Annotated in this window: 15 protein-coding genes; 9 read left to right on the top strand and 6 right to left on the bottom strand. The window is 54.4% G+C overall.

Annotation, left to right across the window (positions count from 1 at the left end; translation table 11 throughout):
• Positions 1-33 precede the first annotated feature (33 nt).
• The 5 genes from rsmE to metK form a co-directional block, all read right to left on the bottom strand.
• Positions 34-765: a 16S rRNA (uracil(1498)-N(3))-methyltransferase gene (gene rsmE, locus AC0IXH_RS22355; RefSeq protein WP_013203682.1), complete on the bottom strand. Its 732-nt coding sequence runs from the start codon at positions 763-765 to the stop codon at positions 34-36.
• A 74-nt stretch (positions 766-839) separates the two neighbouring features.
• Positions 840-1,553: a deoxyribonuclease I gene (endA, locus tag AC0IXH_RS22360; RefSeq protein WP_471721041.1), complete on the bottom strand. Its 714-nt coding sequence runs from the start codon at positions 1,551-1,553 to the stop codon at positions 840-842.
• 105 nt (positions 1,554-1,658) lie between these two features.
• The gene (locus AC0IXH_RS22365) at positions 1,659-2,183 is read right to left on the bottom strand and encodes a SprT family zinc-dependent metalloprotease (RefSeq protein ID WP_471721042.1); all 525 of its coding nucleotides are present in this window, start codon (positions 2,181-2,183) and stop codon (positions 1,659-1,661) included.
• A gap of 69 nt (positions 2,184-2,252) precedes the next feature.
• A complete protein-coding gene (locus AC0IXH_RS22370; protein WP_471721043.1) occupies positions 2,253-3,650 on the bottom strand; it encodes a sugar porter family MFS transporter in 1,398 nt (465 codons plus the stop codon).
• 413 nt (positions 3,651-4,063) lie between these two features.
• Positions 4,064-5,218, bottom strand: coding sequence for a methionine adenosyltransferase (gene metK, locus AC0IXH_RS22375; protein WP_013203678.1), 1,155 nt, complete (start codon positions 5,216-5,218; stop codon positions 4,064-4,066).
• A 337-nt stretch (positions 5,219-5,555) separates the two neighbouring features.
• Here metK and AC0IXH_RS22380 point away from each other — a divergent pair, with 337 nt between their 5' ends.
• From AC0IXH_RS22380 to speB, 3 genes are all read left to right on the top strand, one after another.
• A complete protein-coding gene (locus tag AC0IXH_RS22380; protein WP_225309839.1) occupies positions 5,556-5,657 on the top strand; it encodes a virulence promoting factor in 102 nt (33 codons plus the stop codon).
• Positions 5,650-7,626, top strand: a complete 1,977-nt coding sequence (speA, locus tag AC0IXH_RS22385; RefSeq protein ID WP_053143608.1) for a biosynthetic arginine decarboxylase — start codon at positions 5,650-5,652, stop codon at positions 7,624-7,626. Before AC0IXH_RS22380 ends, speA begins: the two co-directional genes overlap by 8 nt.
• Positions 7,627-7,786: 160 nt before the next feature.
• Positions 7,787-8,707, top strand: a complete 921-nt coding sequence (gene speB / locus AC0IXH_RS22390; RefSeq protein ID WP_151036622.1) for an agmatinase — start codon at positions 7,787-7,789, stop codon at positions 8,705-8,707.
• A 63-nt stretch (positions 8,708-8,770) separates the two neighbouring features.
• On the opposite strand, the gene loiP is transcribed toward speB, so the two are convergent.
• The gene (loiP, locus tag AC0IXH_RS22395; RefSeq protein ID WP_151036623.1) at positions 8,771-9,523 is read right to left on the bottom strand and encodes a metalloprotease LoiP; all 753 of its coding nucleotides are present in this window, start codon (positions 9,521-9,523) and stop codon (positions 8,771-8,773) included.
• Positions 9,524-9,807: 284 nt separating this feature from the next.
• Here loiP and tkt point away from each other — a divergent pair, with 284 nt between their 5' ends.
• The 6 genes from tkt (at position 9,808) to argO (ending at position 17,374) form a co-directional block, all read left to right on the top strand.
• A complete protein-coding gene (tkt, locus tag AC0IXH_RS22400) occupies positions 9,808-11,799 on the top strand; it encodes a transketolase (protein WP_346595756.1) in 1,992 nt (663 codons plus the stop codon).
• Positions 11,800-12,092: 293 nt separating this feature from the next.
• Positions 12,093-13,112 (top strand): erythrose-4-phosphate dehydrogenase, encoded by a 1,020-nt coding sequence (gene epd, locus AC0IXH_RS22405; protein WP_013203673.1) that lies wholly within the window; start codon positions 12,093-12,095, stop codon positions 13,110-13,112.
• Between the two features lie 50 nt (positions 13,113-13,162).
• Positions 13,163-14,323: a phosphoglycerate kinase gene (gene pgk / locus AC0IXH_RS22410; RefSeq protein ID WP_013203672.1), complete on the top strand. Its 1,161-nt coding sequence runs from the start codon at positions 13,163-13,165 to the stop codon at positions 14,321-14,323.
• 94 nt (positions 14,324-14,417) lie between these two features.
• Positions 14,418-15,497 carry a class II fructose-bisphosphate aldolase gene (gene fbaA / locus AC0IXH_RS22415; protein ID WP_013203671.1) on the top strand — a complete coding sequence of 360 codons (1,080 nt, stop codon included), beginning with the start codon at positions 14,418-14,420 and terminating at the stop codon, positions 15,495-15,497.
• 197 nt (positions 15,498-15,694) lie between these two features.
• Positions 15,695-16,609, top strand: a complete 915-nt coding sequence (gene mscS / locus AC0IXH_RS22420; protein ID WP_134822678.1) for a small-conductance mechanosensitive channel MscS — start codon at positions 15,695-15,697, stop codon at positions 16,607-16,609.
• Between the two features lie 144 nt (positions 16,610-16,753).
• Positions 16,754-17,374, top strand: a complete 621-nt coding sequence (gene argO / locus AC0IXH_RS22425; protein WP_346567086.1) for an arginine exporter ArgO — start codon at positions 16,754-16,756, stop codon at positions 17,372-17,374.
• Positions 17,375-17,545 lie beyond the last annotated feature (171 nt).

The following is a 17,545-nucleotide window of genomic DNA, read 5'->3' on the forward strand; positions in this document are numbered from 1 at the left end:
TTCTCCAGTGAGCTCTTTTTCTTTGCGGATGGGTTAGCCCAAATCGCCAAACCGGACCTGCAGGGCGGTAATCGCCGTCAGGGCCGTCGTTTCTGTTCTGAGCACTCTTGGGCCTAACAGAATATCTGTAAAGCCATATTGTGCTGTCATGCTGATTTCATCAGCGGTTAAGCCGCCTTCCGGGCCAATCAGCAGGCGTACCCGTTCAACGGGCAGCGGCAGAGTGTTGATGCTCTGGCTGGCGCGGGGATGCAGGTTCAGCTTTAAGCCATCGTCCTGCTCGGCGCTCCAGCGCTCCAGCATCATCGCTTCACGCACCTCAGGCACGCTGTTTCTGCCGCACTGTTCACAGGCAGCAATCACAATTTTTTGCCATTGCTGGTGTTTTTTCGCCAGCCGCTCAGCATCAAGCTTTACGCCACAGCGCTCAGAAAACAAGGGGGTGATCACATTTACCCCAAGTTCCACCGCCTTCTGAATGGTGAACTCCATCTTCTCACCACGCGACATCACCTGGCCTAAATGCAGGTGAAGCGGGGATTCACGGCTATCTTCGCGGCTTTCGCCGAGGGAAACGCGGACGCTTTTTTTGTCGGCCTGCACGATCTCAGCGGCAAAAGTCAGATTACTGCCATCGAACAATTCCAGGGCCTGTCCGGCACCCATTCGCAACACGCGGCCAACATGGTTAGCGGCCTCGTCGCAGAGAGCAATCTCGCTGCCCGCGGTAAGCAATTCGGGATGAAAAATGCGGGGTATACGCATGGAAATCCTGATAAATGTTAGCGGCCGGAAAACAGATCCGGCCTGAAGATGGGCTCTAGTTTAGGTCAGTGATTTTACCGCTGGCAAGCTTGCTGTACATAGGGATTGTGGTTGCCCTGTACGCGCGCGATGCGATTGTCCCGTTCGCACTCCCATGAACTGACCGGATACTGCTTGTTCCAGACGGTCATCAGCTGGGTTTGCTGCCTGGACATGTCGATCTGATAGCGATCGCGCATATAGAACCAGGTGCGGGCAATGGCGCCGCGCGCACGTGCAGGGGGCTCGGCCTGTTTGTTTTTGAAATCGATCTTCATTTCACACTGACCATACTGGCGCTCGCCGCCGTTCCACTGGCTGTACATAAAGTTTCCACGGTCGCCATTCACTTCGCCGATCGAAGGCTGAAGGTTGTGCAGATCGGTCTCGATCTGGCGGTAACCGGCATCTTTCGCGCACTGTTTGCGGCCGCCATTTTGCCAGCACTGACGCTGGTGGCCGAACGTCCAGGCCGGCACCACGTGTTCCCACTCGATGCGTTTCGCCCGGTTGGCATTTTTGCGCACCTGATAGCCACAGGAGGCGAGGTCAGGCACGCCTTTTTTCCCTTTCCAGTGGATTTTACAGCCGCAATAGAACGATCCTGGCGCATCGGCGTTGATTTGAGCCGCATATTCTTTGGCCTGACCAAAGCTGTTCTGGTGATAGTTATCCAGGCTGAGGCCGTGAGCGAAAAAAGTCGGTAAAAACAGGGAGAGTGACAAGCAGTAAAAAAATTTGCGAAGCATGTTGCGGGCCTGGCCTGATAAACGAGGCGGCGAGAGTAACAGATGCGATTCGCTTCGGGAAATCAGTGCCAGAAAATCAGCGAGTTATTGCTGAATAATTGGCCATCAGGACGATTTTTCGGATTGTTGGAACTCGCCGGGAGAGAGGCGATCGCCGCAGCGGACGCATCGATACTCGCTTTCGCCCCTGACGACACGGTTATGGCGGCGTACCGTCAGCTGATGCTGCTGACAGCCACAACGGTAGGGGAAAGAGCGACTGCGCACCGATTCAATCTCAAACTTATGGGTGCGCTGCGCCGGCACATCCAGAATGCTTTCCATCATCCACTTCCACTCTTTGCCGTGCGGCGCGACCCGGCCAAAGTGTTTCCACACCAACAGATGCGCCAGTTCATGCGGCACCACTTCTTCAATAAACGCCTGCTGATTTTCCAGTAACAGCACCTGATTCAGACGGATCTCCCAGTGTTGCAGCCACGCGGTGCCCGCTGCCGTGCCGCGTTGTTGGTAGACCAACTTGGGTTCAGGGTAGCTGCGTTCCAGGCGATGGTTTGCCAGCTGCAATTTTTCACGCAGTGAGCGCATCACGGCTTGTTGCAGGGCAATGGGAAGTCTGAGGGATTTCATACGGCAGAGAATACGATGTGGCAGGGGGGAATTCAATAAAGCTGGCCGGGTTTCCCCGGCCAGAGAGTCTTAGTCACGATGACCGATATCGCGAAGCTTCTTGCCGCCCAACAGGTTACGTTCAATGTGTTCCAGCGAAATACCTTTGGTTTCCGGGATCAGCACGATGGTCAGAATGATAAACACCACGTTCAGACCGGCGTAAACCCAGAAGGTGTTCGCGTTGCCCAGGGTGTTGAGCATGGTCAGGAAGGTCGCGCCGACAATCATGTTGGCAATCCAGTTAGTTGCCGTAGACACGGTGATACCGAAATCGCGGCCTTTCAGCGGCTGAATTTCAGAACACAGCACCCAGATCAACGGACCGGCACTCATCGCAAAACCGATGATGAACATCAGCAGCATGGCGATAGCGAAGTACTGACCGGTTGAAGAGTGGATGCCCACGTGCAGCATGGTGCCGAGGATACCCATACCGACCGCCATCACCAGGAAGCCCAGTTTCAGCGTTGGCTTACGGCCCCAGCGGTCAACCAGACCGATAGCAATAAATGTCGCCAGTACGTTAACCAGACCCACAATCACCGTGCCCCACATCTGCTCGGTGGTGTTGGTGAAGCCCGCAATTTCAAAAATCTTCGGTGCGTAATACATGATGACGTTCATCCCGGTGAACTGCTGCATGATCTGCAGAAGCACGCCCAGGTAAACCGCGCGACGGAAGTTGCTGTTGCCTTTAAACAGGCTCCAGCCGGACTGTTTGATCTTCAGGCTTTCACGGATTTCGTCCAGCTCGCGTTTCGCTTGCTCGCTGGTGTCACGCAGACGGTCCAGTACGCGCTGAGCGGTACGGAAATCGCCTTTGGCGGCCAGCCAGCGTGGGCTGTTAGGCAGGAAGCAAACGCCAACCAGCAGCAGCGCGGCCGGGATGGTGATCACGCCCAGCATCCAACGCCATTCGCCGGTGTAGCTGAACGCGGTATCAGACAGATACGCACCCAGAATACCGATGGTAATCATCAGCTGGTACAGGGAAATCATACTGCCGCGAATCTTCTCTGGTGCGATCTCAGAGAGGTACAGCGGCGCGGTATAGGAGGCAACGCCAACGGCCAGACCCAGCAGAACGCGGGCGAAGATCAGCATTTCCGGGTTGGATGACATCGCTGACCACAGCGAGCCAATCACAAACAGAATGGCACCGATCATCAGGCTTTTTTTACGGCCCAGGCGGGAAGACATCCAGCCGCTACCGACGGCACCGACGGCGGCACCAAACATCATTGAGCTGACGATCCACTCCTGCTGATGTGCGGTAACGTTAAAATCTTTCGCGATGAATGGCAGGGCACCGGCGATAACGCCGATATCCAGACCAAACAGCAGGCCGGCCAGTGCTGCGAGGAAACAAACAAAGAAGGTCATCGCCTTGTTTGATGTCCTGCTCTTTTTCTTATTATCAGGCATAACGCCTCCATTAAAGTGGTACTGCTTATTGTTGTTATAAATGTTAGAAAACCTTTGCCCACAAGACTGTGCTGCAGATCACATTGGTGTAATCGGTTACACACCAGATCATTCCTAAATGCAGCATTTTCACGCGCGCTTACGCTTTATAACCAGTTAGTCATAGTAGTAAATAGTTTCACTTAGTTCCCGAGTGCCCTTCTATCAGACAGCGCTGAAAATAGCGCATTAGGCTACAGGTTGTTAAGAGAGTTAATTCTTAATTATCAGATATTGGTAAATATTTCTGAGTGTAACCGTTAACAATCAACGCGCCTGAAGCCAAAAAAAGTGTAGACAGCGATGGCCATTCCGCCAGCGTCAGACAGCAAAAAGGGCACCCACCGGGTGCCCTGTGTCCTGCAAGCTGGTGCTTACTTCAGGCCAGCAGCTTCACGCAGCTGTGCAGCCTTGTCGGTTTTTTCCCAAGGGAAATGTTCACGACCGAAGTGACCGTATGCCGCGGTCTCGCGGTACATCGGGTGCAGCAGGTCCAGCATCTGAATCAGACCGTAGGGACGCAGGTCGAAGAACTCGCGCACCAGCAGCGTCAGCTGCTCGGTAGAGACTTTCTCAGTACCGAAGGTTTCAACCATGATGGAAGTCGGTTCAGCCACGCCAATCGCGTAGGAAACCTGAATCTCACAACGGTCAGCCAGGCCAGCCGCAACGATGTTTTTCGCCACATAGCGCGCTGCATATGCCGCTGAACGGTCAACCTTAGACGGATCCTTACCGGAGAACGCACCGCCGCCGTGACGCGCCATGCCGCCGTAGGTATCAACGATGATTTTACGACCCGTCAGACCACAGTCGCCCATTGGGCCACCGATGACGAAACGGCCCGTCGGGTTAATGTGGTATTTGGTGCTGGCGTTGATCCACTCTGCTGGCAGAACCGGCTTGATGATCTCTTCCATCACCGCTTCCTGCAGATCTTTCAGCGAGATATCTTCAGCGTGCTGAGTAGACAGAACCACGGCATCAATACCGACGATTTTGCCATCGTCATACTGGAAAGTGATCTGGCTTTTTGCATCCGGGCGCAGCCATGGCAGGGTGCCATTTTTACGCACTTCAGCCTGACGCTGAACCAGACGGTGAGCATAGGTCACCGGCGCAGGCATCAGCACATCAGTTTCGTTAGTGGCATAACCAAACATCAGACCCTGGTCGCCCGCACCCTGTTCCAGAGGATCGGTACGGTCTACGCCCTGGTTGATATCAGGTGACTGTTTGCCGATGGCGTTCAGTACGGCACAAGAGTTGGCATCAAAGCCCATATCGGAATGGACATAACCGATTTCGCGTACGGTGTTACGGGTGATCTCTTCAATATCGACCCAGGCCGACGTGGTGATTTCACCACCGACCAGCACCATGCCGGTTTTCACATACGTTTCGCACGCGACACGCGCTTTCGGATCCTGCTCGAGGATGGCATCGAGCACAGCATCAGAAATCTGGTCGGCGATTTTATCAGGATGTCCTTCTGAGACGGACTCGGAAGTGAAAAGGTGTTTAGCCATTAATTCTTTACCTTACTGAATACGGGTTGATAACGACTGCATAGCGCTAAAGACTGTTTGCCAGTTCTCACCGGCTTCGGTTCCCAGCGCCCCCTCAGGCAAAGCCATGAGCAGTACATAACAGGTGACGCTTAGAAGTTAACCATTTAGATGGATTAACATCTGGACGGCTATTTTAGGTCACTCATTAATCGGATTGCCAGCCTTTTTTCTTTAAAGCTTTTTTCAGCTCAGGTAAAAAGTGGAACATTTTCATGACAGGCTTCTCATTCCGCACATTAAGGAATTGCATAATGTTATACTTGAGAGACCGATTGGCGCGGCCTTTCAGCGTTTTATGCTGAATATCCCGCTCGCCGATGGCTTGTTGTTGCGGGTTATCCCTGCGATAGTAGTTAACTGTTCCGCATCACTGAAATTTGAGGCTCGCAATGTCTGACGACATTAAGACAATGAAGGGTTCGTCAGCTGGCGAACAAGGTGGACTCCGCTCTATGCAGGAGGTGGCCATGAGCGATCAAGAAGCCAGCAAGATGCTGCGCACCTACAATATTGCCTGGTGGGGTAATAACTACTACGACGTCAATGAGTTAGGGCACGTCAGCGTCTGTCCTAATCCGGACGTCCCGGAAGCCCGGGTCGACCTGGCGAAGCTGGTTAAAGAGCGCGAGGCCGAAGGTCAGCGTCTGCCAGCCTTGTTCTGCTTCCCGCAGATCCTGCAGCACCGTCTGCGTTCGATTAACGCCGCGTTTAAACGCGCGCGGGAATCTTACGGCTATCGCGGCGATTACTTCCTGGTCTATCCAATTAAGGTCAACCAGCACAAACGCGTTATCGAATCGCTGATCAACTCCGGCGAACCGCTGGGGCTGGAAGCCGGTTCGAAAGCCGAGCTGATGGCGGTACTGGCTCACGCCGGTCAGACCCGCTCGGTCATTGTCTGTAACGGCTATAAAGACCGTGAATACATTCGTCTGGCGCTGATCGGCGAAAAGATGGGCCACAAGGTCTATCTGGTGCTGGAAAAAATGACCGAAGTGAAGCTGGTGCTGGAAGAGGCGGAACGTCTGAACGTGGTGCCTCGTCTCGGTATCCGTGCGCGTCTGGCGTCTCAGGGCTCCGGTAAATGGCAGTCCAGCGGCGGCGAAAAATCCAAGTTTGGTCTGTCGGCGACGCAGGTGCTTAAGCTGGTCGATATCATGCGTGAAGCTGGCCGGATGGAAAGCCTGCAGCTGCTGCATTTCCACCTCGGTTCGCAGATGTCCAATATTCGCGACATCGCCACCGGCGTGCGTGAATCGGCCCGTTTCTATGTTGAGCTGGCTAAACTCGGCGTCAACATTCAGTGCTTCGATGTCGGCGGCGGTTTGGGCGTGGACTATGAGGGAACGCGTTCGCAGTCTGACTGCTCCGTTAACTACGGCCTGAACGAATATGCCAACAACGTGATCTGGGCGATCGGCGATGCCTGCGAAGAGCATAATCTGCCGCACCCTACGGTGATCACCGAGTCTGGCCGTGCCGTCACGGCGCACCACACCGTGCTGGTGTCGAACATCATCGGCGTAGAGCGTAACGAATTCAGTGAGCCACAGACGCCGTCTGCGGACTCGCCACGTCCGATTGTCAGCATGTGGGATACCTGGCAGGAGATGCATCAGCCAAACAACCGTCGCTCGCTGCGCGAATGGCTGCATGACAGTCAGATGGATCTGTTTGATATTCATACCGGCTACTCGCAGGGCACTTATGACCTGACGCAGCGCGCCTGGGCTGAGCAGCTTTATCTGAGCATCTGCCACTATATTCAGCAGCATCTTGACCCGACCAACCGCGCGCACCGTCCCATCATCGACGAACTGCAGGAGCGTATGGCGGACAAGATTTACGTCAACTTCTCGCTGTTCCAGTCGATGCCGGATGCCTGGGGTATCGATCAGCTGTTCCCGGTGCTGCCGCTGGAAGGGCTGAACAAGTCGCCTGAACGTCGCGCGGTGCTGCTGGACATCACCTGTGACTCCGATGGCACCATCGATCACTATGTTGATGGCGATGGCATTGCCACCACCATGCCGATGCCGCAGTACGATGTGGATAATCCTCCGATGCTCGGCTTCTTTATGGTCGGCGCTTACCAGGAAATCCTCGGCAACATGCACAACCTGTTCGGCGATACCGAAGCGGTGGATGTGTTTGCCTATGCCGATGGCCGCGTTGACGTGCATCTGTCTGACGAAGGCGACACCGTTGCAGACATGCTGGAATACGTGCAGCTGGATCCGCAGGAGCTGCTGACGCACTTCCGCAACCAGCTTAAAGAGAGCGATCTGGACGAAGAGCTGCGCGCGCAGTTCCTCGAAGAGTTCGAATCTGGCTTGTACGGCTACACTTATCTGGAAGACGAATAATCTTCACCTGCTGGACGAGTTGACCACGCCGATGGCGGGCGTGGCAATTCTCCGCAAAATCCCTTCCTCGTCGGGTTTAACGACGCGGTGGGGATTTTTTTTATCTCTGTTTCAGCCGAAAGCTGGCCTGGTCCGGCTTCACAGTTAAAGAGGATTTGGTATGAATAACACCCTGGGCAACCAGTACGACAACTCGCTGGTGTCAAACGCCTTTGGTTTTATGCGTTTTCCGGTCAACTTCCAGCCTTACGACAGCGACGCTGAGTGGGTGATCACCGGTATTCCTTTCGATGCCGCGACCTCCGGTCGTCCTGGCAGCCGCCTGGGCCCTGGCGCGATCCGTCAGATCTCCACTAACCTGGCGTGGGAAGGCTGCCGCTGGCCGTGGAACTTCGATCTGCGTCAGCGTTTAAAGGTGATCGACTGCGGTGACCTGGTGTACGCCTTTGGCGATTCTCAGGATCTGACCGACAAGCTGCAGGCGCATGCCGAGAAGCTGCTGGCCAACGGCAAGCGTATGCTGACCTTCGGTGGCGATCACTACGTGACGCTGCCGCTGCTGCGCGCTCATGCTAAATACTTCGGTAAGATGGCGCTGGTGCATTTTGATGCCCATACCGATACCTATTCCAACGGCCCGACCTTCGATCACGGCACCATGTTCCACCATGCGCCGAAGGAAGGCCTGATCGATCCGGCACACTCGGTGCAGATCGGTATCCGTACCGAGTTTGATGCCTCACTGGGCTTCAACGTGCTGGACGCGGCGCAGGTTAACGACCGCAGTGTTGATGACATCCTCGCTCAGGTGAAGCAGATCGTTGGCGATATGCCGGTTTATCTGACCTTCGATATCGACTGCCTCGATCCGGCGCATGCGCCAGGCACCGGCACGCCGGTGATCGGCGGTCTGACCACCGATAAAGCCACCAAGCTGGTGCGCGGTCTGCAGGGGTTGAACATCGTCGGGATGGATCTGGTGGAAGTCGCACCGGGCTATGACCAGTCCGACCTGACCGCTCTGGCTGCCGCCACGCTGGCGCTGGATATGCTGCATGTTCAGGCCGTTAACAAAGGCTAGTTTCATCAGCAGAAATGAGAAGGGCGCCGGATATGGGCGCCCTTTTTTTATGGTAACACGCGGTTATTTACCGGCAGCGATACGCTCTTTGATGTGCTGAGCGCGCGCTTCGGAAGCCGGGTGGGAATCAAACATCGAACTTTGATGGCTGCCTTCCAGTTTCGCCAGTTTTTCAAAGCTGGTGACCAGGCCGTTAGGATCGATGTTGCGCTTTTTCATCAGGTCGAAAGAGTAATCATCTGCCTGCGATTCCTGCTTCTGCGAGAACTGCGCGTTAACCAGTTTCTCACCCAGGTCTGCAAGCTGCGACTGGGACAGCGTACCGGCGATGCCGCCCACGGAACCCATGGCGGTACGGGCAGCGGTGGTGCTGTAGGCAACCTGCATCGCGCGACGGCTATGGCCTAATGCCACGTGGCCCATTTCATGGCCCAGCACACCCTCGACTTCATTGTCGGTCATCATATCCATCAATCCGCTGTAAACGCGGATACAGCCGTTCGCCATCGCCCAGGCATTGACGTCTTTGGTGATGTACACCTTGTAGTTGGCCGGCGTGCCGTTGATGTTGTCACCCAGTGCGGCGGAGATTTTCGCCAGGCGCTGCGCATACGGGCTGGAGTCGGGCGCAATTTGCGCTTCGCTATCCATCTGCGCACAGGATTTCACGCTGAGTTCTTTGACCTGTTCATCGCTAATGGTGGCGGCCTGATAGGCCTGCGCACCAGACTGCATAAGCGCGTTGCTGTCTACTCCCTGACAACCAGAAAGTGCGGTAATCAGTCCCAGAGAAACGAAAGAGAGGGGTAATTTCATATTATTTCATCCATCAGTAACAAGGTAGTAAAAACAAGAACCTGCCAAACCGGCAGAAAAAAACGCTGCTTATAAAGAGAGCGTTATAACGTGCGCATCTACGAATGCATAGTGGTTATAGCCACAAACCGCAAGTTTACGCCTGCTATTTTGCACGTTTCGCCATGTACAGCAGACCCGTCTTTCATGTACATTGAGGGTCGACTTTTACAACTTTGCCTGATAACTCATTGATTAAAATAGGTTAAGGACGGCGAAGCGTTTAATCCGACCTGGAGTAGAACATGTCTTCTCGTAAAGAGCTTGCTAACGCCATTCGCGCATTAAGTATGGATGCGGTACAAAAAGCCAAATCTGGCCACCCTGGCGCCCCGATGGGCATGGCAGATATCGCCGAAGTGCTGTGGCGTGAATTTCTGAACCATAACCCTACGAATCCTCTGTGGGCCGATCGCGACCGCTTCGTGCTGTCGAACGGTCACGGCTCCATGCTGATCTACAGCCTGTTGCACCTCACCGGCTACGATCTGCCGATTGCTGAGCTGGCAAACTTCCGTCAGCTGCACTCTAAAACTCCAGGTCACCCGGAATTCGGTTACACCGCAGGCGTGGAAACCACTACCGGCCCACTGGGTCAGGGCGTGGCTAACGCTGTAGGTATGGCTATTGCCGAGCGCACGATGGCGGCGCAGTTCAACCGTCCGGGTCACGATGTTGTTGACCATAACACCTATGTGTTCATGGGTGACGGCTGCATGATGGAAGGTATCTCCCACGAAGTGTGCTCGCTGGCCGGTACGCTGAAGCTGGGCAAACTGGTTGCCTTCTATGATGACAACGGTATCTCAATCGACGGTCACATTGACGGTTGGTTCACTGACGACACCGCCAAGCGTTTCGAAGCTTACGGCTGGCACGTAGTGCGCGGTGTTGACGGTCACGATGCAGCCGCAATCAAGCAAGCGGTTGAAGAAGCGAAAGCGGTTAGCGACAAGCCTTCCCTGCTGATGTGCAAAACCGTGATTGGCTTTGGTTCACCAAACAAAGCCGGTACCCACGATTCACACGGCGCACCGCTGGGTGATGACGAAGTAGCACTGACCCGTAAGCAGTTGGGCTGGAGCCACGCGCCGTTCGAGATCCCACAGGATATCTACGCGCAGTGGGATGCGAAAGAAGCCGGTCAGGCGAAAGAAGCCAGCTGGAACGAGAAGTTCGCGGCCTACGCAAAAGCGCACCCGGAGCTGGCGGCAGAATTCAAACGCCGTATGGGCAACGAGCTGCCGGCTAACTGGCAGGCTGAGTCGCAGAAGTTCATCGAACAGCTGCAGGCTAACCCAGCAAAAATCGCCAGCCGTAAAGCGTCGCAAAACACGCTGGAAGCCTTCGGTAAACTGCTGCCAGAATACCTGGGCGGCTCGGCTGACCTGGCGCCAAGCAACCTGACCATGTGGTCTGGTTCTAAGCCAATCAATGAGGATCTGGCCGGTAACTACATCCATTACGGTGTGCGTGAATTCGGTATGACCGCCATCGCTAACGGCATCACGCTGCACGGCGGCTTCCTGCCATACACCGCGACCTTCCTGATGTTTGTTGAATACGCGCGTAACGCTGCGCGTATGGCTGCACTGATGAAAATCCGTCAGGTGATGGTCTATACCCACGACTCCATCGGTCTGGGCGAAGACGGTCCTACGCATCAGCCGGTTGAGCAGATGGCCAGCCTGCGCGTCACCCCGAACATGAGCCTGTGGCGACCATGTGACCAGGTTGAGTCTGCGGTTGCCTGGAAATACGCTATCGAGCGCTTCGACGGCCCAACGGCACTGATCTTCTCCCGTCAGAATCTGGCGCAGCAGGATCGTACGGCTGAGCAGCTGGCCAATGTGGCTCGCGGTGGTTACGTGCTGAAAGACTGTGATGGTCAGCCGGAAATCATCCTGATCGCCACCGGTTCAGAAGTTGAACTGGCGGTGGGCGCGTATGACAAGCTGACCTCCGAAGGCCGTAAGGCGCGCGTGGTGTCGATGCCGTCTACCGATGCCTTCGACAAACAGGATGCCGCATACCGTGAAGCGGTTCTGCCGAAAGCGGTCAGCGCCCGTGTGGCGATTGAAGCCGGTATCGCAGATTACTGGTTCAAATACACCGGTCTGAACGGTGCAATCGTCGGTATGACCACCTTTGGTGAGTCAGCGCCTGCAGAGCAGCTGTTTGAAATGTTTGGCTTCACCGTGGATAACGTGGTCGCTAAAGCGAAAGAACTGCTGTAAGCCCAGCGGGGCGGGATTGCTTCCGCCCCGTTTTCACTTTTCCGCCGTCATCCCCGGCCGTGGAATTTTCTAAATCTGTGACTTAGATCTAAAGATTGTCGCAGCAATTGATCCTCGTCATTCCTATTATTCCTCCATTCTATTATTCTCGCTGAACCGTTTCAGTTTGCGCAGTTGCTGAAGATATACGGGCTTAGTACAGTTTTTCTGATGCAAGAATTCCCTGTACAAATTTGAACGTCTGGCTCAGGCTAACGCTCCAGTTTTACACCGAATTCGGATGCAGGAGTGATATGACGGTTCGCATTGCCATAAACGGTTTTGGTCGCATCGGACGCAACGTGTTGCGTGCTCTTTATGAAACCGGACGTCGTGCAGAGATCACCGTGGTGGCCATCAATGAGCTGGCTGACGCGGCGGGAATGGCGCATTTACTGAAGTACGATACCAGCCACGGGCGATTTGCCTGGGATGTCCGCCAGGAGCGGGATCTGCTGTGGGTCGGCGAAGATACCATTCGTCTGCTGCATCGTGCGGAAATCAGCGATCTGCCGTGGCAGGAGCTGAATGTCGATGTGGTGCTGGATTGTACCGGCGTGTATGGCAGTCGTGCAGACGGCGAAGCCCATCTGGCCGCCGGCGCGAAAAAAGTGCTGTTCTCCCATCCTGGCGGAAACGACCTGGATGCCACCGTGGTTTTCGGTGTGAATGAGAAAGAGCTGCAACCGGACCACCTGATCGTCTCCAACGCTTCCTGCACCACCAACTGTATTATTCCGGTGATTAAACTGCTGGATGATGCCTTCACCATCGAGTCGGGCACCGTGACCACTATCCACTCAGCCATGCACGATCAGCAGGTGATAGATGCGTATCATCCCGACCTGCGACGCACGCGCGCAGCCAGCCAGTCGATTATTCCGGTCGATACGCGTCTTGCCGCCGGCATTACCCGTATTTTTCCTAAATTTAACGACCGTTTTGAGGCGATAGCGGTACGTGTCCCTACAATAAACGTGACGGCGATTGATTTGAGCGTCAGCGTGAGGGAGGCGGTGCAGGCGTGCGAGGTTAATGCCTTGTTGCGAAACGCGTCAGAAGGGGCATTTAGTGGTATAGTTGACTATACGGAATTACCGTTAGTCTCCATAGATTTTAACCACGATCCGCACAGTGCCATAGTGGACGGCACGCAGACGCGGGTCAGCGGTCAGCACCTGATCAAGACACTTGTCTGGTGCGACAACGAGTGGGGCTTTGCTAACCGAATGATCGACACGACGTTAGCGATGGCCGCAACCGGTTTCAGGTAGGGCGCGGTTTGCGCCTGTCAAAACTTAGAGAATCAACGAGAGGATTCACCATGTCTGTAATTAAGATGACCGATCTGGATCTTGCTGGCAAACGCGTACTTATTCGTTCTGATTTGAACGTGCCAGTGAAAGAAGGGAAAGTGACGTCGGATGCACGTATCCGTGCCTCATTGCCGACCATCGAAGCGGCGTTGAAGCAGGGCGCGAAAGTGATGGTTACCTCCCATCTTGGTCGCCCGACTGAAGGTGAATACAACGAGGAGTTTTCCCTCCTGCCAGTTGTTAACTATCTGAAAGACAAACTCTCTTCTCCTGTTCGCCTGGCGAAAGACTACCTTGACGGCCTGGACATTGCCGAAGGTGAGCTGGTCGTTCTGGAAAACGTTCGCTTTAACAAAGGCGAAAAGAAAGACGACGAAGCCCTCTCTAAAAAATATGCCGCCCTGTGCGACATCTACGTGATGGATGCCTTCGGTACCGCACACCGCGCGCAGGCGTCTACCCACGGCGTCGGCAAATTTGCCCCAATCGCGTGTGCTGGCCCACTGCTGGCTAACGAACTGGACGCGCTGGGTAAAGCGTTGAAATCGCCAGAGCGCCCAATGGTGGCGGTGGTTGGCGGTTCTAAAGTCTCTACCAAGTTTGACGTGCTGAACTCGCTGGTAAAAATCGCGGACACCGTGATTGTCGGCGGCGGCATTGCCAACACCTTCGTGGCGATTGATAACAACGTCGGTAAGTCTCTGTATGAGCCTGATTTTGTTGATGCGGCGAAAAAACTGCGTGACGAATTTAAAATCCCGGTTCCTACCGACTCCCGCGTAGGCACGGAATTCTCTGAAACTGCACCGTCTACCGTGAAAAAAGTCAGCGAAGTGAAAGATGATGAAGAGATCATGGACTTCGGCGATGAAACCGCACTGGCAATGGCTAAGATCTTGAAAGAAGCCAAAACTATCCTGTGGAACGGTCCGGTTGGCGTGTTCGAATTCCCGAACTTCCGCAAAGGCACTGAAATCATTGCTAATGCGATTGCAGACAGCGACGCATTCTCTATCGCAGGTGGCGGTGATACGCTGGCGGCCATCGATCTGTTCGGTATCGAAGATAAGATCTCTTATATCTCTACCGGCGGCGGTGCTTTCCTGGAGTTCGTGGAAGGCAAAACACTGCCAGCAGTCGCCATGCTTGAAGCGCGTGCAAAACAGTAATTACTGGGGCGGGAAGTTGCTTCCCGCCAGAATGATTTACCCGTTTGACGGGTTCCGAATCTCTTAATACGACCGACGAAACAGGACAAAAAACATGTCTAAAATTTTTGATTTCGTAAAACCAGGCGTTGTCACCGGCGACGACGTGCAGAAGATCTTCAAAGTAGCGAAAGAAAACAAATTCGCTCTGCCAGCCGTTAACTGCGTAGGCACCGACTCCATCAACGCCGTTCTGGAAACCGCTGCGAAAGTTAAAGCCCCGGTCATCATTCAGTTCTCTAACGGTGGCGCAGGCTTCATCGCCGGTAAAGGTCTGAAATCAGACAAGCCACAGGCTGCAGCAATCCTGGGCGCAATCTCTGGCGCGCACCACGTGCATCAGATGGCAGAACATTACGGCGTGCCGGTTATCCTGCACACTGACCACTGCGCGAAAAAACTGCTGCCATGGATCGACGGTCTGCTGGACGCGGGTGAAGCTCACTTCGAGAAAACCGGTAAGCCACTGTTCTCTTCTCACATGATCGACCTGTCAGAAGAGTCACTGGAAGAAAACATCGAGATCTGCAGCACCTATCTGGCCCGTATGGCTAAGATCAACATGACGTTGGAAATCGAACTGGGTTGCACCGGTGGCGAAGAAGACGGCGTGGACAACAGCCACATGGACGCTTCTGCACTGTACACTCAGCCAGAAGACGTTGATTACGCTTACGAAAAACTGAATGCCATCAGCCCGCGCTTCACTATCGCTGCGTCATTCGGTAACGTGCACGGCGTGTACAAGCCAGGCAACGTTAAGCTGACTCCGACCATCCTGCGTGATTCTCAGGACTATGTGAGCAAGAAACACAACCTGCCACACAACTCGCTGGATTTCGTCTTCCACGGTGGTTCCGGTTCTTCTGCTGCAGAAATCGAAGAGTCAATCAGCTACGGCGTGATCAAAATGAACATCGATACTGACACCCAATGGGCAACCTGGGACGGTATCCTGCAGTACTACAAAAAGAACGAAGGCTACCTGCAGGCCCAGCTGGGCAACCCGGAAGGCGCAGACAAGCCAAACAAAAAATACTACGATCCACGTGTCTGGCTGCGCGCATCCCAGTCATCAATGATCGTTCGTCTGGAGCAGGCATTTAAAGAGCTGAACGCAGTCGACGTTCTGTAATTTTGCCGCGTTAACGACAGTATGAAAAAGGCCCCTTTACCGGGGCCTTTTTTTTCGCCTGTCCGGTAACAAATTGTTAATTTGACTGCTTATTTGGCAGAGCGCGGCATTATTGGTTACCCTTTGAGTTTGGGATGTCAGTTTGTCTGGCAAAAAACTGCTTACTTCCCGCAGGGGAACAACAACAGGAAAACGAAATGGAAGATCTGAACGTGGTACATGGCATTAACAACGCAGGAGGTTGGCTGGTGCGCAACCAGGAGCTGCTGTTGAGTTATGTCGTGAATATCGTGGCGGCCATTGCGATTATCATCGTCGGGATGATTGTGGCGCGACTCATCTCCAACACCCTGAATAAAGTGCTGCTGGCGCGTCATATCGATGCCACGGTAGCCGACTTCCTTTCAGCGCTGGTGCGCTACGGGGTCATCGCTTTTACGCTGATCGCTGCACTGGGCAGGGTAGGCGTGCAGACCGCCTCGGTGATCGCGGTGCTCGGTGCCGCCGGCCTGGCCATTGGTCTGGCGCTGCAGGGTTCGCTGGCTAACCTGGCGGCCGGCGTGCTGCTGGTTACCTTCCGTCCGTTCCGTACCGGTGAATTCATTGATATCGGTGTAATGGGGACGGTGCAGAGCGTGCAGATCTTCTCTACCACCCTGAAAACCGCCGACGGCAAAATTGTCGTGGTGCCAAACGGTAAAATCATCGCCGGGAATATTGTTAACTTCTCGCGGGAGCCGGTGCGCCGTAATGAATTCATTATTGGCGTTGCTTACGATGCCGACGTTGATCAGGTGATCAAGCTGCTGCAGGAAGTGGTTGATGCCGAGCCTCGCGTGCTGCGCGATATGGGCATCCAGATTGGCCTGAATGAACTGGCCGCCTCTTCAGTGAACTTCGTGGTGCGCTGCTGGAGTAATGCCGGTGACCTGCAGAACGTCTACTGGGATCTGATGAAGAACTTCAAGCGCACGCTGGACGCGCATCAGATTGGTATTCCTTATCCGCAGATGGACGTTCACCTGCATCAGGTGAAGTCCGCTGAAGATCAGCAGGCTGAAGCCAAAACCGCGACGCCAGAGGTGGCGCCGTCGTTACCTAAACCAGAGTAATCAGTAAGTTAAAGGCGAGCCACGGTTCGCCTTTCTTGCCTTAACGTTATTAGAAAAACTGATATAACATTAGTTTATTCCATTTCCTCTAATGAACCTTCCGCTATACACTCGCCTGCAATTATTCAGGACGAGGTGTTTCCCGTGTTTTCAATCTTCTTTCAGGGCATGGCTCTGGGTGCTGCGTTAATCCTGCCGTTAGGGCCACAAAATGCGCTGGTGTTAAATCAGGGCGTGCGTCGTCAATATCATCTGATGACCGCCGGACTCTGTACCCTGAGCGACATCGTCCTGATTTGCGCCGGAGTGTTTGGCGGCAGTGCCTTGCTGACCCAATCGCCACTGCTGCTCAATCTGGTGACCTGGGGCGGCGTGCTTTTCCTGCTGTGGTACGGCTGGGGAGCATTGCGTACCGCGTTCAGCGGCAACATTGACCTCTCTTCCTCCGCCGCGATGAAGCAGGGACGCTGGCGGATTGTCGCCACCATGATGGCCGTGACCTGGCTGAATCCGCATGTCTATATCGATACCTTTGTGGTGCTCGGCAGTCTGGGCGGACAGCTTCCGGCGGAAGCCCGCAGCTGGTTTGCGTTGGGCTCGGTTACCGCATCAATCCTGTGGTTCTTTGGCCTGGCGTCACTCGCCGCCTGGCTGTCACCGCTGCTGAATACGGCGAAAGCCCAACGCATCATCAATGCGCTGGTTGGGGTTATGATGTGGGGCATTGCGTTAAAGCTGGCGCTGCAGGCAACAGGTTTCCAGTAATTGTCTGATGGGGATGATTTCCGTCACAAGGAACTCACTCCAGGAATTAAGGTCATAGCCTGATACCCGAAAACGCAATAACATATGCCAGCTTGTTGCGTTTTAACGGAACATTTCTCTGGCGGTGAGGCAATTTTCCCCGTCAGTAAACCTTGATGTGACTGAAATACC

The organism is Erwinia sp. AC075 (assembly GCF_979253995.1).

What these genes read in the sequence shown, in the direction of transcription:
- rsmE (WP_013203682.1), bottom strand. Translation starts at nt 765, where the DNA reads ATGCGTATACCCCGCATTTTTCATCCCGAATTGCTTACCGCGGGCAGC.
- endA (WP_471721041.1), bottom strand. Translation starts at nt 1,553, where the DNA reads ATGCTTCGCAAATTTTTTTACTGCTTGTCACTCTCCCTGTTTTTACCG.
- AC0IXH_RS22365 (WP_471721042.1), bottom strand. Translation starts at nt 2,183, where the DNA reads ATGAAATCCCTCAGACTTCCCATTGCCCTGCAACAAGCCGTGATGCGC.
- AC0IXH_RS22370 (WP_471721043.1), bottom strand. Translation starts at nt 3,650, where the DNA reads ATGCCTGATAATAAGAAAAAGAGCAGGACATCAAACAAGGCGATGACC.
- metK (WP_013203678.1), bottom strand. Translation starts at nt 5,218, where the DNA reads ATGGCTAAACACCTTTTCACTTCCGAGTCCGTCTCAGAAGGACATCCT.
- AC0IXH_RS22380 (WP_225309839.1), top strand. Translation starts at nt 5,556, where the DNA reads ATGCTGAATATCCCGCTCGCCGATGGCTTGTTGTTGCGGGTTATCCCT.
- speA (WP_053143608.1), top strand. Translation starts at nt 5,650, where the DNA reads ATGTCTGACGACATTAAGACAATGAAGGGTTCGTCAGCTGGCGAACAA.
- speB (WP_151036622.1), top strand. Translation starts at nt 7,787, where the DNA reads ATGAATAACACCCTGGGCAACCAGTACGACAACTCGCTGGTGTCAAAC.
- loiP (WP_151036623.1), bottom strand. Translation starts at nt 9,523, where the DNA reads ATGAAATTACCCCTCTCTTTCGTTTCTCTGGGACTGATTACCGCACTT.
- tkt (WP_346595756.1), top strand. Translation starts at nt 9,808, where the DNA reads ATGTCTTCTCGTAAAGAGCTTGCTAACGCCATTCGCGCATTAAGTATG.
- epd (WP_013203673.1), top strand. Translation starts at nt 12,093, where the DNA reads ATGACGGTTCGCATTGCCATAAACGGTTTTGGTCGCATCGGACGCAAC.
- pgk (WP_013203672.1), top strand. Translation starts at nt 13,163, where the DNA reads ATGTCTGTAATTAAGATGACCGATCTGGATCTTGCTGGCAAACGCGTA.
- fbaA (WP_013203671.1), top strand. Translation starts at nt 14,418, where the DNA reads ATGTCTAAAATTTTTGATTTCGTAAAACCAGGCGTTGTCACCGGCGAC.
- mscS (WP_134822678.1), top strand. Translation starts at nt 15,695, where the DNA reads ATGGAAGATCTGAACGTGGTACATGGCATTAACAACGCAGGAGGTTGG.